Genomic DNA, 13,517 nt, shown 5'->3' on the forward strand with positions numbered 1-13,517 from the left:
TTTGATTAATAAAATTAAATTAGCACAACCAAAAACGATTTAATGAATACAATTAATGAATATTTAAGTTTAGCAGAATTCGAATCTATTATATTTGGAAATAACAAAGTTACAATAAGTGATGTAGTTCTAAACAGGGTAAATGAAAGCTTTAACTTTCTAAAAGAATTTTCAGGAAACAAAGTAATATATGGTGTAAATACTGGCTTTGGACCAATGGCTCAATATAGAATTAAGGAGTCAGACCAAATTCAGCTTCAATATAATTTAATCAGGAGCCACTCATCCGGAACAGGAAAGCCGTTGAGTCCTGTTTGTGCAAAAGCAGCAATCTTAGCCCGATTAAATACGCTTTCTTTGGGGAATTCAGGTGTTCATCCTTCTGTAATTCATTTAATGGCCGAGTTGATCAACAGAGATATTACCCCATTGATTTTCGAACACGGTGGCGTTGGAGCGAGTGGAGATTTGGTACAATTATCACACTTAGCTTTAGTTTTAATTGGCGAAGGTGAAGTTTTTTATAAAGGAGAAAGAAGACCAACTCCTGAGGTTTTTGAAATTGAAGGCCTAAAACCAATTCAGGTAGAAATTAGAGAAGGTCTGGCTTTGATTAACGGAACTTCTGTAATGACAGGAATTGGCGTTGTAAATATTCATCATGCTAAAAAATTATTAGACTGGTCTTTGAAGTCTTCTTGTGCAATAAACGAATTGGTTCAGGCTTATGACGATCATTTTTCTGAAGAATTAAACCAAACCAAACGTCATAAAGGACAACAGGAAGTAGCTTTAAGAATGAGAAAAAATCTTTCAGACAGTACTTTAATTCGTAAAAGAGAAGACCATTTATATTCTGGAGAAAATACCGAAGAAATTTTTAAAGAAAAAGTTCAGGAATATTACTCTTTAAGATGTGTGCCTCAAATTCTTGGGCCGGTTTTAGAAACTATAAATAATGTCGCTTCTATTCTGGAAGACGAATTTAACTCGGCAAACGACAATCCTATTATAGATGTAAAAAACAAACACGTTTATCACGGAGGAAACTTCCACGGCGATTATATTTCGCTTGAAATGGATAAACTGAAAATTGTTATTACAAAATTAACGATGTTGGCAGAACGCCAATTGAACTATTTGCTAAATTCAAAAATTAATGAAATCCTTCCTCCATTTGTAAATCTGGGAACTTTAGGCTTTAACTTTGGTATGCAGGGGGTTCAATTTACAGCAACCTCAACAACAGCAGAAAGTCAAATGCTTTCAAATCCAATGTATGTGCATTCAATTCCAAACAACAACGACAATCAGGACATTGTAAGTATGGGAACAAATGCCGCGGTAATTACATCAAAAGTAATCGAAAATGCTTTTGAGGTTCTGGCTATCGAAATGATTACCATTGTTCAGGCCATTGATTATTTAGGTCAAAAAGATAAAATTTCATCAGTTACAAAAAAATGGTACGACGATGTAAGAAATATTATTCCGGAGTTTAAAGAAGATCAGGTAATGTATCCTTTTGTTCAAAAAGTAAAAGATTACCTTACAAACAGTTAATTATTTATTTCACATATTAATATTGAATCTTAAAAATCATGAAAAAACCACTTATTTTTTTATTGCTAGTATTCATTCAATCTGTTAATAGTCAAGAGCTGGCATTAGTTAAAAAGAACTCAAAAATTGGCTATCTGTCTAAAGACGGATCGTACGCCATAGAGCCTCAGTTTAAATCTGCCAAAAGTTTCTACGAAGGCTTAGCTGCCGCAGAAAACGGCGGAAAATGGGGTTTTATTGACACAAAAGGAAACTGGGCAATTCCTGCTACTTTTGACAATGCTAAGGATTTTAACAGCGGAATTGCTATCGTACAAAAAGATAAGAACTGGGTTTATATCAATACAAAAGGAGAGATTCAAAAAGCACCCGATTCAGAGAAATTATTTGACTTTAATTATGGTGTAGCCTTTATTAGACAAGCAAACAAAGTTGGGCTAATCAATCCAAAAATGGAAATTGTCCTACAGCCAAAATACGATCAGATTAAATCTTTTGAAAATGGTTTTGCCAGAGTTGAAAACAACAAAAAATGGGGAATCATTAATACCGAAGGAAAAGAAGTAGTAGAAGTTGCTTATGACGAAGTAGGTAATTATTTTAAAAATGTAGCCTGGGCAAAAAAAGACAAAACTTTTGGTCTGGTAAATGCAGGGAATTTTATTCCGGTTGATGGTGCCGAAAAAATCTGGGATTTTGAAACACAAGACTTGACATTTGCTAAAAAAAATGGAAAAATAGGCTTTATTGACCTTAAAGGAAACTGGGCTATCTTACCTATATATGATAAAGGAAAAGCATTCTCAAAAAATCTGGCACCGGTTTTAGTTGGAAAAAAATGGGGATACATCAATTTAAAAGGAGATTTTATCATTGAACCAACGTATAACGATGCCGAAGTTTTCGGCTCAAATGGTTTAGCTCCGGTTAAAGAAAGCAACTGGGGATTTATCAATGAAAGCGGAAAACTGGTAATTCCGACACAATACGGAATCACAGCAAATGGAATTGTGGCTATGTTTATCGATCAGGATAAAGGTTTTATAAATGGTGTTGCGAGAGTGAAAAACGAAGGAAAATGGGGATTTCTTAAACCAGACGGAACTGTTTTAGCCAACCAATGGTTTGATAATGCCGAACTTTTCTCTAAAACAGCAGAGAAAAAAGTAATAACTGAAGCTCCTGCCGAAAAACCAAAACAGGAAACGAAGACCGAAACGAAAACAGCAAAAGCAGGACCAAAAACGGTAAAAAAGCCAGCTGGCAAAAAAAAGTAATAATATAGCACGAATAACGAATAAATATGAAATGTGTATTAGTAACAGGCGGTTCGAGAGGAATTGGAAGTGCTATTTGCAAAAAATTAGCTGTTGAATCTAATTATCATATTCTGATCAATTACCATTCAAACAAAACCGCTGCCGAAGAAACACTTCAGGAAATTCAAAAATTAGGTGCAAGCGGAGAAATTCTGGGTTTTGATGTTTCTAATTTTGAACAGGTACAAACAGTTTTAACAAAATGGCAGGACGCCAACCCTGAAGCTATTGTTGAAGCTATTGTAAACAATGCCGGAATTACAAAAGACGGTTTATTTATGTGGATGACTCCTGAAGACTGGAACGGTGTTGTGAACACAAGTCTGAACGGATTCTTTAATGTAACGCAGTTTTTCATTCAGAAAATGCTGCGTAATAAATATGGCCGAATTGTAAATATGGTTTCGGTTTCGGGAGTAAAAGGAACTGCCGGGCAAACCAACTATTCGGCTGCAAAAGGAGCAATCGTTGCTGCTACAAAAGCTTTGGCGCAAGAAGTTGCCAAACGCAATATTACAGTAAATGCTGTAGCACCAGGTTTTATCAGAACAGATATGACAAGCCAGCTTGACGAAAAAGAATTACTAAAACTAATTCCTGTAAATCGTTTTGGTGAAGCTGAAGAAGTAGCAGATTTGGTAAGCTTTTTGATTTCTAAAAAATCGAGTTATATTACCGGCGAAATTATTAACATAAATGGCGGAATATATTCTTAAAAAATTACTTTTGAAAGATGATGAATAAGAGAGTTGTAATTACCGGAATGGGAATTTATTCTTGTATCGGAACTTCTTTAGATGAAGTAAAGGAATCTTTATACGAAGGAAAATCCGGTATTAAGTTTGATCCAGAAAGAAAAGAATTTGGTTTTCAATCAGCTTTAACCGGTATGGTTCCGAAAGCAAATTTAAAAGACTTACTAAACCGAAGACAACGTATGAGTATTGGTGAAGAAACCGAATACGCATACATGGCTACTATTGAAGCATTGAAAAATGCCAATATCGACGATGCTTTTTTTGAGAATCGCGAAGTTGGAATCATGTACGGAAACGACAGCGTTTCTAAAGCTATTATTGATGCTACAGATATTGTACGCGAGAAAAAAGATACTGCCTTAATTGGTTCCGGAGCGATTTTTAAATCGATGAATTCTACTGTTACCATGAATCTTTCGACAATTTTTAAACTTCGTGGTATAAATTTAACTGTTAGTGCAGCCTGCGCAAGCGGGTCGCATTCTATAGGATTGGCTTATTTTTTAATCAAAAGTGGTTTTCAGGATATTATTATTACCGGAGGTGCACAGGAAATTAACAAATATGCTATGAGCAGTTTTGACGGTTTGGGCGTTTTTTCAAACAGAGAAAGCGATCCTGAAAAAGCCTCAAGACCTTTTGATGCAGATCGTGACGGATTAATTCCGAGTGGTGGTGGTGCAACCTTAATTCTTGAAAGTTATGAGTCTGCTATTGCCCGCGGTGCCAATATTATTGCCGAAGTTGTAGGCTATGGCTTCTCATCAAACGGTGGACATATTTCGACACCAAATGTTGAAGGTCCGTCTATAGCCATGCAACGAGCGCTTGACGATGCCAAATTAAAACCCGCAGATATTGAATATATTAATGCTCATGCAACCTCAACTCCCGTTGGAGACGGTAATGAAGCAAAAGCGATCTTTGAAGTCTTTGGTGAAAAAAATCCTCATGTAAGTTCCACAAAATCAATGACGGGTCATGAATGCTGGATGGCAGGAGCCAGTGAAGTGATCTATTCTATCCTAATGATGCAAAACGATTTTATTGCGCCAAACATCAATTTAGAAAATCCAGATGAAGACGCATCTAAATTAAATTTAGTTAAAACTACGTTAAACAAAAAATTTGACATATTTTTGTCCAATTCTTTCGGTTTCGGAGGAACCAACTCTGCGTTGGTGGTTAAAAAGTTTAAATTAAACAATGAATAAAGAAGAGATTATAACGAGAATTAATGGTTTTTTGGTTGATGAGTTTGAAGTAGACAATGATGAAATTGAACCAGATGCTAATTTAAAAGATACACTTGGGTTAGATAGTTTAGATTATGTAGATTTAGTGGTTTCGATTGAATCTAACTTTGGTGTAAAACTGGTTGAAGCAGATTTCGTTGGAATTGCGACTTTTCAGAACTTCTATGACCTGATTGAAAACAAGATAAAAGCTAAAACTGCTTAATGAGTCAATGGGATGGCAAATCAAAAGGAACAGTTTTAGGCTATAAAATATTCGTTTTTTTAATACAAAAAGCGGGTGTCAGGTCTGCTTATGTCCTACTTTATTTTGTTGCTTCCTATTATTTCCTGTTTCTTAAAAAAAGCAATCAGGCAATTTTTTATTATTTTAAAGAAAGACTTAATTACTCTAATTTCCAATCCAAAAAAATGGTTTTCAAAAGTTACTATACTTTTGGACAGACTATTATTGACAAAATTTCAATTTCGGCTGGTCTGCGAAATAAATTCAGTTATGAATTTGACGGAATCGAGATTCTGAAAAAACTTCTGGAAGAGAAAAAAGGCGGCGTATTAATTAGCGCGCACATTGGAAATTTTGAAATTGCCGAACACTTTTTTGGCGATATCGATCTTGATTTTCAAATCAATTTAGTTACAACAGACTTAGAACATTCTGCTATTAAAAATTATTTAGAGAGCGTTACTCAAAAACCTACTGTAAAATTCATCATTATTAGAGACGACCTTTCTCATATTTTTGAGATTAATGCGGCTTTGGCCAATAATGAACTGATTTGTTTTACAGGCGACCGTTATTTTGAAGGTACCAAATCTCTTTCTGCAACAATTCTGGGTAAAGATGCCAACTTTCCTGCCGGACCTTTTTTAATTGCCTCAAGATTAAAAGTGCCTGTTGTTTTTGTTTACGTAATGAAAGAACCCAACCTGCATTACCATTTATATGCACGTGAAGCCACAGTAAAACACCGCGACGAAAAAGGTTTATTAAACGAATACGTAAAAAGCGTAGAAAGCATTTTACAGAAATATCCTTTGCAGTGGTTCAATTATTTCGATTTTTGGAATCAGCTTAAATAAATGGCGCACAGATTTTGCAGATTAAACGGGTTTACACTGAATTAAATCTTTTAAACCTTGTTCGCTCAAAACTCATTTCAATATCTAAAAAGAAAATCTGTGAGAACCTGTTTAAATCCGCAAAATCTGTGGCCCAAAAACATTCCATTAAACAAGAAAATTCTTTTAAATAAATTTACTTATTTTTGCTTGCAACCAAAGCAGATAAACCCAAATGAAAAATGTTCTCGTTATTTATTATTCTCAATCCGGACAACTAGAATCAATTGCGCGAAATATTGCAAAACCATTCTTAAATTCAGAGGATATAAAAGTAACTTTTCACGAAATACAATTAGAAAAACCCTTTCCCTTTCCGTGGAATAAAACAACTTTTTTTGATGCTTTCCCGGAATCTTTTCTGCAAATTCCCACAGCTTTAAAACCTGTTTCTCAAGAAATTTTAAATACAAAATTTGATCTGGTTCTTTTACATTATCAGGTTTGGTATTTATCGCCTTCGATTCCTATGAATTCATTTCTAAAAAGTCCTGAAGCAAAGTCTATTCTTAACAATACACCTGTAATTACCATAAACGGCTCAAGAAACATGTGGATTATGGCTCAGGAAAAAGTAAAAGTTTTATTGAGGGATGTCAACGCAAAACTAGTAGGAAATGTAGCATTGGTTGATCGCGTTGGAAATTTAATTAGCGTAATTACTATTGTAAACTGGATGTTTTCCGGGGTAAAAAAGAGGTATTTAGGCTTTTTTCCTTTGCCAGGAGTTTCAGACAAAGACATTCAGGAATCAGATAAATTTGGAGAAATCATACTTTCAGAATTTAATCAGGACAAATTAGACACTTTACAGCCAAAACTGGCCGAAATCGGAGCCGTAAAAATTAGCCCGTATTTAGTGACAGTGGACAAAACAGCTAACAAAATTTTTAATAAATGGTCTAATTTCATTTATAAAAACAATAAGAACAGAAAAGTGCTTCTTAAATTATTTTATGTTTATTTATTCCTTGCTATATGGTTAATCTCACCAATAGTATATATATTGCATGTTATTACCTATCCATTTAAGTTCAAAACCATAAAAAGACAAACTCAATATTATCAGGGAGTTTAGAAGACCATATTTAGATTATGTTTGACGTATATATTACCAAAGCCGCAAAGTATTTGCCAAATGAAGCCGTTTCAAATGATGAAATGGAAAATTATTTAGGGCTAATCAATGACACCGCTTCAAAAGCAAGGCGTATTATTTTGCGCAATAATAAAATTACCAGTCGATATTACGCTGTAGACAAAACCGGAAAAAGCACGCATACCAATGCTGAGTTGACCCGAAATGCTGTTTCACAGTTGTTTGATGAAAAATTTACAGATCAGGACTTAGAAGTTCTTTCTTGTGGTACATCATCACCCGATATTTTAGCACCGTCACATGCTGCAATGGTTCACGGATTACTGAAAAATAAATCTGTCGAATTAAATTCCTCTATGGGAATTTGCTGTTCAGGAATGAACGCATTAAAATATGGCTATCTTTCTATAAAATCCGGAAACTCGAATAATGCAATCTGCACGGGATCTGAAAAAGTTTCGACCTGGCTTTCTGCACAGAAATACAATCATGAAATCATCAATTTAAAAAACCTTGAAGAACAGCCTATTATTGCTTTCAAAAAAGATTTTTTAAGATGGATGCTATCTGATGGTGCCGGAGCATTTTTATTAGAAAATAAACCTAACGGAGAAATTTCTTTAAAAATTGAATGGATGGAAGCCTATTCATATGCCTACGAATTAGAAACCTGCATGTATGCCGGAGGAGATAAACTAGAAAACGGAGACATAAAACCATGGAGTAATTATGGACCAGATCAATGGTTAAATGAATCTGTGTTTGCGGTAAAGCAAGATGTCAAACTACTAGATGAATTTATTCTGCCAAAAGGAGTTGAAAGTATGAGTGATGCTATGGCAAAACACAATATTACAGCTCAGGAGGTCGACTACTTTCTACCACACGTTTCATCTCACTTTTTTGTTGAAGGACTTAAAAAAGGATTAGATGAAAAAGGGATTATTATTGCAGACGAAAAATGGTTTATGAATCTTTTAAGAGTGGGTAATGTTGGTTCAGCATCAATTTATATTGCCGTTGAAGAACTAATGAATTCAGGGAAATTAAAAAAAGGAGACAAAATTTTATTGTCTGTACCTGAAAGTGGAAGATTTTCATTTGCATATGCTTATTTAACGGTTTGCTAATGGAAACTTCAATCCTTTTAGAAAAAGAAGCTGTCGAGAATTTACTGCCTCAAAAATTCCCTTTTGTGATGGTCGACCAAATGTTTTCGTATTCTGAAACATCATTGGTTGCAGGTTTGAAAATTCAAAATGACAATATTTTTTTAAAAGAAAACATTTTTTTAGAAGCCGGTTTAATAGAACACATGGCGCAGTCTGTAGCCTTACACACGGGTTATCAGTTTTTTCTAAAAAACGAAACTGCCCCAACCGGATATATTGGTTCTATTAAAGAAATTGAAATAAAAAAATTGCCAAAAATCAACGATTCCATTCAGTCAAAAATTACAATATTGCAGGAATTTGCGGGAATTACTTTGGTTGATATTGTGACTTTTTTAGGTCATGAAGAAATTGCGAGCGGGCAAATGAAAACCGTTTTAGCAAAATAAAATTAAGGATGAAAGTTGGAGTTGACATACAAAATTATTTACCTCATCGTGCGCCAATGCTCATGGTCGATTTAATTTTAGATATTGATGCCAACTTTGTAGAAACTGTATTTTTAATTAGAGACAATAATATTTTTGTTGATAATGGTGTTTTTATTGAAGCCGGTCTAATCGAAAATACAGCACAAACCTGTTCTTCTATTGTTGGAAAAAAATATTTTTTTGAGGAAGACGGAACCGAAAATGAAAACGTAAATGTTATTGGTTTTATCAGTGCCTTAAAAAATTTAAAAATACATGCCTTGCCAAAAGTTGGCGATACTATAACAACAAAAGCAACTTTAGTTTCCAAGTTTGTTGGTGATGATTATACAATATGTAATATGAGCTGTCAAAGTTTGCTCGAAAACAAAATACTTTTAGAATGCGAAATCAATTTGTTTATTCAAAAAACGATTTCGGTTTAAATAATTATCCATGAGCTCAAAGAAATCTGTCTATCATTTGCTAATTCGAATAGGGATTTTGACTCTATTGATAGGAACTGTCTTTGTTATTTGGTGCCTTACATTTGATCCTCATAAATATTGCGACAATAATATACATCGACATGTTGATGGTGGTTTAGGAATGGTAGTAATGACTTTTATGACAGTATCAATTTATTACTTTATTTTATTTATAGAAATGCTTTATCTATTTGTCAAAAAAAGAAAAGATCTAGCCTTTATAAATTTGGGCTTTTTGATTATTAGCTCTTTTCTAGTATTTGTTTTTATGTATAGATCGTTTTAAATTATTACATCATGGAAAAAGAAAATGTACCTCAGCACGATGGAAATTTAAGCAAAAAGAACCTGAAAGAGCTTGTTTATGCGACCGATGAAAACGGGAATTACACGACCGCTTTGAGTACGGGCTGGGAACCAAAAGCAATTGCACTTTCAAACGCAATTGACGATATAAAAGAACGTGCAGAAGAAGCCAGGATCAAAGTTCAAAACGGAGAATTGAGTCCGATTTGTTATTTTATGGAACTCAACAAAATGGATTTAACGATTCTTGCCGGATATGTAGAAATGTGGAAATGGCGTGTAAAAAGACATTTTAAACCTGCCGTTTTTGCTAAATTAAACGACAAGATTTTACAAAAATATGCCGACGCTTTTGATATTTCAATTGCCGAATTAAAAAATAGTATCACTAAATAATGCAAGTTACTTTTACACATCATCAATCTGCTCATTGTGAAAACGGAGTAGCTTCAAACCTCTTAAAAAACAGCGGACTCAATATCAGCGAACCGATGGTTTTCGGAATTGGTTCAGGGCTTTTTTTCGTGTATTTACCTTTCTTAAAAGTTAATCATGCGCCGGCAATCAGCTATAGAACTTTGCCTGGGCATATTTTTAATAAAGTTGCCAATCGTTTAAATCTAAAAATAAAAAGACAAAAATTTTCTTCGGTTGCCAATGCCAATAAAGCCTTAGAAGAAAATCTAAAAAATAATATTCCAACCGGACTTCAAGTTGGTGTTTATCATTTAAGTTATTTTCCTGATGAATACCGCTTTCATTTCAACGCACACAATTTAGTCGTTTACGGCAAAACCGAAACCGATTATTTGATTAGCGATCCGGTTATGGAAACCGTGACAACTTTAACCCACGACGAAATGGATAAAGTGCGTTTTGCCAAAGGTGCTTTTGCACCAAGAGGTCAAATGTATTATCCAATTCAGATTCCGAACAATGTTGATTATAAAAGTGCGATTATAAAAGGAATCAAAAATACGTGTCGAGATATGCTCGCGCCAATGCCAATTGTAGGTGTTCGCGGAATTAAAATGGTTTCTCGTCAAATTCGAAAATGGCCTAAAAAACACGGTGTTAGAAAAGCCAATCACTATTTGGCTCAAATGGTGCGTATGCAGGAAGAAATTGGAACCGGAGGCGGTGGTTTCCGTTTTATTTATGCTGCGTTTTTGCAGGAAGCTTCGGTTATTTTAGGTAATGAAGAATTGAAAACGCTTTCAAAAGAAATGACACAAATTGGAGATTCATGGAGAGATTTTGCCGTTGAAGCCTCCAGAATTTATAAAAACCGAAGTGCCAAAGAAGATGCCTATAACGCCATTGCCGATGAACTTTTGGACATTGCTAATCGCGAAGAAATCTTTTTCAAAAAACTAAAAAAAGCTATCAGCTAACGATATTTTGCAACCTATAATAAAAATAGAATCCCTTTCGAAAAAGTACAAAGAAGCAGAAATGTTTTCCTTGAACGACGTTTCACTGGAAATAAACGAAGGACAGATTTTCGGATTATTAGGTCCGAATGGCGCGGGAAAAACAACCTTGATTTCAATGCTCTGTGGTTTAATCAAACCCACTTCAGGACATTTTACGATTAATGATCTGAACTATTCCAGTCATTCACTTAAAATCAAAAAAATTATTGGTGTTGTTCCTCAGGAATACGCTTTGTATCCTACACTTACAGCAAGAGAAAATCTGCATTATTTTGGAAGCATGTATGGCTTAAAAGGTCCCGATTTAAAAGATAAAGTAATCGAAACTTTAGATCTTTTGGGCTTATTGAAATTTGCAGATAAACAAATTCATACTTTTTCGGGCGGAATGAAACGTCGTGTGAATTTAATTGCAGGAATTCTGCACAATCCAAAAGTTTTGTTTTTGGATGAACCAACAGTTGGTGTTGATGTTCAGTCTAAAAATGCGATTTTAAATTATCTAAAAGTTCTCAATCAAAATGGGACAACTATTATTTATACTTCGCATCATTTGGCAGAAGCACAGGATTTATGCGATACCATTGCTATTTTAGATCAAGGTCAGATTTATGCAAAAGGAACTCCAAAAGCCTTAATTGATTCTACAGAAAATGCACAAAATCTCGAAGATGTTTTTATTTCATTAACTGGTAAAGAACTGAGAGATGATATATAAAATTTGGATGTCAGTAGTAAAAGAATTTCTTTTATTAAGAAGAGATTTAGGTGGTTTGATCATTTTATTTGTCATGCCTCTGGTTTTGGTAATTACGGTAACTTTAATCCAGGACAGCACGTTTAAAACGATTAGCGATAATAAAATTCCCATTTTATTAGTCGATAATGATAATGGCGCTGTTTCAAAAACCGTTTTTGACAATCTGGAAAAAAGCCAATTGTTCAGTGTTGTTACACAAATTGACAATAAACCAATCACAGAAGAAATTGCCAGAGAAAATGTTTACAAAGGAAAATTTCAGCTCGCCATTATAATTCCGAAAAATTTAAGCACCGATTTACAAGCCAAAATTGATCAGAATGTCGAAAATATTGTGAGTAAAATAGGTTTTACTGATAGCATTGCCAAACCAGAAAAACCGAAGGCGATTCAGCAAAAAGAAGTCAAATTGTATTTTGATCCGGCAGTACAATTGAGTTTTAAGAACTCGGTAATGAGCTCTATTGATAAGATGATTTCTCAAATCGAAACCAAATCAATTTATACCACTTTTCAAAATCAGTTAGGCGAAGAAAACGCACAATTTGAGCAAAAGAGTTTTATTACTTTCAAAGAAATTATTCCAAGAATAAACAACAAAGAAGTATTACCAAATTCGGTACAGCACAATGTTCCGGCCTGGACACTTTTTGCGATATTTTTTATTGTGATTCCGCTTTCAATCAATATTGTAAAGGAAAAATCACAGGGAACATTTGTTCGTTTACTGACCAATCCTGTTTCTAATTTAGTTGTCATTATTGGCAAAACCATAACGTATTCTATAATCTGCATGATTCAGTTTTATATGATGGTTGCCGTTGCTATTTTCCTTTTCCCTCATATTGGTTTACCTCCGTTGAATATTGAAGGACATTTATTTTTAATGAGCGTCGTAGCTTTGTTTTCTGGTTTTGCTGCAATTGGATTCGGAATTTTATTAGGAACCGTTGCCAATACACAGGAACAATCGGCACCATTTGGCGCGACAAGTGTGATTATTTTAGCAGCAATTGGCGGAGTATGGGTTCCGGTTTTTGCAATGCCAAAAATCATGCAGTTTATTGCCAAATCATCTCCTATGAATTGGGGACTAGAAGCATTTTATGATGTTTTATTGCGTAATACTACTTTCCTTGAAATCATTCCAAAAATAAGTTTGTTATTTTTGTTCTTTATAATCACAACTTCCATTGCCTTATTTTATGACAAAAAGAAAAGAACAGTATAACGAAGCCTCAGACCTAACCGTTTCTCACGAAATTAGAATTCGTTTTAACGAAACTGATCCGCTTGGAATCGTTTGGCACGGCAATTATATTACCTATTTCGAAGATGGACGCGAAGCTTTTGGACGCCAACACGGACTTACGTATTTAGACATTGCAAAAACGGGTTACACTACTCCAATTGTAAAATCAAAATGCGAACATAAATTGTCTCTGCGTTACGGCGATGTTGTAACAATCGAAACCACAGTTGTTGATACTCCGGCCGCCAAAATAATTTACCGTTTTAAAATTATTGACGCTCAGGGCGAAGTTGCCTGCACTGGCGAAACTGTTCAGGTTTTTTTAGATAAAGAAGGGAATTTAATGTTGACGAATCCTCCTTTTTATGAGGAATGGAAAAGGAAAGTTGGGTTAATTAAATAAACTAAATCCGTTTCCTGCAAGGTTTTCAAAACCTTGTAGGTTTAAAATAAATCATCTGTGCAAATCCGCTTAAATCTGTTTAATCTGTGTGCCATTTTTTCTAGATAAAGCGTTATAATAATAAACAGACCTACAAGGTTTTGGAAACCTTGCAGGAGAAAATGAGAATCATA

At 34.4% G+C, this 13,517-nt stretch carries 15 protein-coding genes; all 15 read left to right on the forward strand.

Going from position 1 to position 13,517, the window contains the following annotated elements; all coding sequences use genetic code 11:
• Positions 1 to 42: 42 nt before the first annotated feature.
• The 15 genes from OLM51_RS02235 (at position 43) to OLM51_RS02305 (ending at position 13,344) form a co-directional block, all read left to right on the forward strand.
• The gene (locus OLM51_RS02235) at positions 43 to 1,563 is read left to right on the forward strand and encodes an HAL/PAL/TAL family ammonia-lyase (protein ID WP_264552792.1); all 1,521 of its coding nucleotides are present in this window, start codon (positions 43 to 45) and stop codon (positions 1,561 to 1,563) included.
• A 38-nt stretch (positions 1,564 to 1,601) separates the two neighbouring features.
• On the forward strand, positions 1,602 to 2,840 hold the full coding sequence (locus tag OLM51_RS02240; RefSeq protein ID WP_264552793.1) for a WG repeat-containing protein: 1,239 nt from the start codon (positions 1,602 to 1,604) through the stop codon (positions 2,838 to 2,840).
• A 26-nt stretch (positions 2,841 to 2,866) separates the two neighbouring features.
• On the forward strand, positions 2,867 to 3,598 hold the full coding sequence (fabG, locus tag OLM51_RS02245; protein ID WP_264552794.1) for a 3-oxoacyl-ACP reductase FabG: 732 nt from the start codon (positions 2,867 to 2,869) through the stop codon (positions 3,596 to 3,598).
• A gap of 20 nt (positions 3,599 to 3,618) precedes the next feature.
• Positions 3,619 to 4,854, forward strand: a complete 1,236-nt coding sequence (locus tag OLM51_RS02250; RefSeq protein WP_264554263.1) for a beta-ketoacyl-[acyl-carrier-protein] synthase family protein — start codon at positions 3,619 to 3,621, stop codon at positions 4,852 to 4,854.
• A complete protein-coding gene (locus OLM51_RS02255; protein ID WP_264552795.1) occupies positions 4,847 to 5,101 on the forward strand; it encodes an acyl carrier protein in 255 nt (84 codons plus the stop codon). The genes OLM51_RS02250 and OLM51_RS02255 overlap by 8 nt, the downstream gene beginning before the upstream one ends.
• Entirely contained in the window at positions 5,101 to 5,979 is an 879-nt protein-coding gene (locus OLM51_RS02260) for a lipid A biosynthesis acyltransferase (RefSeq protein ID WP_264552796.1), read from the forward strand. Before OLM51_RS02255 ends, OLM51_RS02260 begins: the two co-directional genes overlap by 1 nt.
• A 214-nt stretch (positions 5,980 to 6,193) precedes the next feature.
• Positions 6,194 to 7,096, forward strand: coding sequence for a dialkylrecorsinol condensing enzyme DarA (locus tag OLM51_RS02265; protein ID WP_264552797.1), 903 nt, complete (start codon positions 6,194 to 6,196; stop codon positions 7,094 to 7,096).
• A 17-nt stretch (positions 7,097 to 7,113) separates the two neighbouring features.
• Positions 7,114 to 8,247 (forward strand): beta-ketoacyl-ACP synthase III, encoded by a 1,134-nt coding sequence (locus OLM51_RS02270; RefSeq protein ID WP_264552798.1) that lies wholly within the window; start codon positions 7,114 to 7,116, stop codon positions 8,245 to 8,247.
• A complete protein-coding gene (locus OLM51_RS02275) occupies positions 8,247 to 8,678 on the forward strand; it encodes a hypothetical protein (RefSeq protein WP_264552799.1) in 432 nt (143 codons plus the stop codon). Before OLM51_RS02270 ends, OLM51_RS02275 begins: the two co-directional genes overlap by 1 nt.
• 8 nt (positions 8,679 to 8,686) lie before the next feature.
• Complete coding sequence (locus OLM51_RS02280; RefSeq protein ID WP_264552800.1) at positions 8,687 to 9,145, forward strand: ABC transporter permease; 459 nt, start codon at positions 8,687 to 8,689, stop codon at positions 9,143 to 9,145.
• A gap of 339 nt (positions 9,146 to 9,484) precedes the next feature.
• Complete coding sequence (locus tag OLM51_RS02285) at positions 9,485 to 9,889, forward strand: hypothetical protein (RefSeq protein ID WP_264552801.1); 405 nt, start codon at positions 9,485 to 9,487, stop codon at positions 9,887 to 9,889.
• Positions 9,889 to 10,887 (forward strand): BtrH N-terminal domain-containing protein, encoded by a 999-nt coding sequence (locus OLM51_RS02290; RefSeq protein WP_264552802.1) that lies wholly within the window; start codon positions 9,889 to 9,891, stop codon positions 10,885 to 10,887. Before OLM51_RS02285 ends, OLM51_RS02290 begins: the two co-directional genes overlap by 1 nt.
• A gap of 61 nt (positions 10,888 to 10,948) precedes the next feature.
• Entirely contained in the window at positions 10,949 to 11,647 is a 699-nt protein-coding gene (locus OLM51_RS02295; RefSeq protein WP_264552803.1) for an ABC transporter ATP-binding protein, read from the forward strand.
• Positions 11,637 to 12,920, forward strand: a complete 1,284-nt coding sequence (locus OLM51_RS02300) for an ABC transporter permease (RefSeq protein ID WP_264552804.1) — start codon at positions 11,637 to 11,639, stop codon at positions 12,918 to 12,920. The genes OLM51_RS02295 and OLM51_RS02300 overlap by 11 nt, the downstream gene beginning before the upstream one ends.
• Complete coding sequence (locus OLM51_RS02305) at positions 12,895 to 13,344, forward strand: acyl-CoA thioesterase (protein ID WP_264552805.1); 450 nt, start codon at positions 12,895 to 12,897, stop codon at positions 13,342 to 13,344. Before OLM51_RS02300 ends, OLM51_RS02305 begins: the two co-directional genes overlap by 26 nt.
• The last annotated feature ends 173 nt before the right edge of the window (positions 13,345 to 13,517 follow it).

This window comes from Flavobacterium sp. N2038 (assembly GCF_025947185.1).
In the GTDB taxonomy this organism is placed as follows: domain Bacteria; phylum Bacteroidota; class Bacteroidia; order Flavobacteriales; family Flavobacteriaceae; genus Flavobacterium.

Excerpts from the sequence above, each read along its gene's own strand:
- OLM51_RS02235 (WP_264552792.1), top strand. The coding sequence starts at position 43 with ATGAATACAATTAATGAATATTTAAGTTTAGCAGAATTCGAATCTATT.
- OLM51_RS02240 (WP_264552793.1), top strand. The coding sequence starts at position 1,602 with ATGAAAAAACCACTTATTTTTTTATTGCTAGTATTCATTCAATCTGTT.
- fabG (WP_264552794.1), top strand. The coding sequence starts at position 2,867 with ATGAAATGTGTATTAGTAACAGGCGGTTCGAGAGGAATTGGAAGTGCT.
- OLM51_RS02250 (WP_264554263.1), top strand. The coding sequence starts at position 3,619 with ATGAATAAGAGAGTTGTAATTACCGGAATGGGAATTTATTCTTGTATC.
- OLM51_RS02255 (WP_264552795.1), top strand. The coding sequence starts at position 4,847 with ATGAATAAAGAAGAGATTATAACGAGAATTAATGGTTTTTTGGTTGAT.
- OLM51_RS02260 (WP_264552796.1), top strand. The coding sequence starts at position 5,101 with ATGAGTCAATGGGATGGCAAATCAAAAGGAACAGTTTTAGGCTATAAA.
- OLM51_RS02265 (WP_264552797.1), top strand. The coding sequence starts at position 6,194 with ATGAAAAATGTTCTCGTTATTTATTATTCTCAATCCGGACAACTAGAA.
- OLM51_RS02270 (WP_264552798.1), top strand. The coding sequence starts at position 7,114 with ATGTTTGACGTATATATTACCAAAGCCGCAAAGTATTTGCCAAATGAA.
- OLM51_RS02275 (WP_264552799.1), top strand. The coding sequence starts at position 8,247 with ATGGAAACTTCAATCCTTTTAGAAAAAGAAGCTGTCGAGAATTTACTG.
- OLM51_RS02280 (WP_264552800.1), top strand. The coding sequence starts at position 8,687 with ATGAAAGTTGGAGTTGACATACAAAATTATTTACCTCATCGTGCGCCA.
- OLM51_RS02285 (WP_264552801.1), top strand. The coding sequence starts at position 9,485 with ATGGAAAAAGAAAATGTACCTCAGCACGATGGAAATTTAAGCAAAAAG.
- OLM51_RS02290 (WP_264552802.1), top strand. The coding sequence starts at position 9,889 with ATGCAAGTTACTTTTACACATCATCAATCTGCTCATTGTGAAAACGGA.
- OLM51_RS02295 (WP_264552803.1), top strand. The coding sequence starts at position 10,949 with ATGTTTTCCTTGAACGACGTTTCACTGGAAATAAACGAAGGACAGATT.
- OLM51_RS02300 (WP_264552804.1), top strand. The coding sequence starts at position 11,637 with ATGATATATAAAATTTGGATGTCAGTAGTAAAAGAATTTCTTTTATTA.
- OLM51_RS02305 (WP_264552805.1), top strand. The coding sequence starts at position 12,895 with ATGACAAAAAGAAAAGAACAGTATAACGAAGCCTCAGACCTAACCGTT.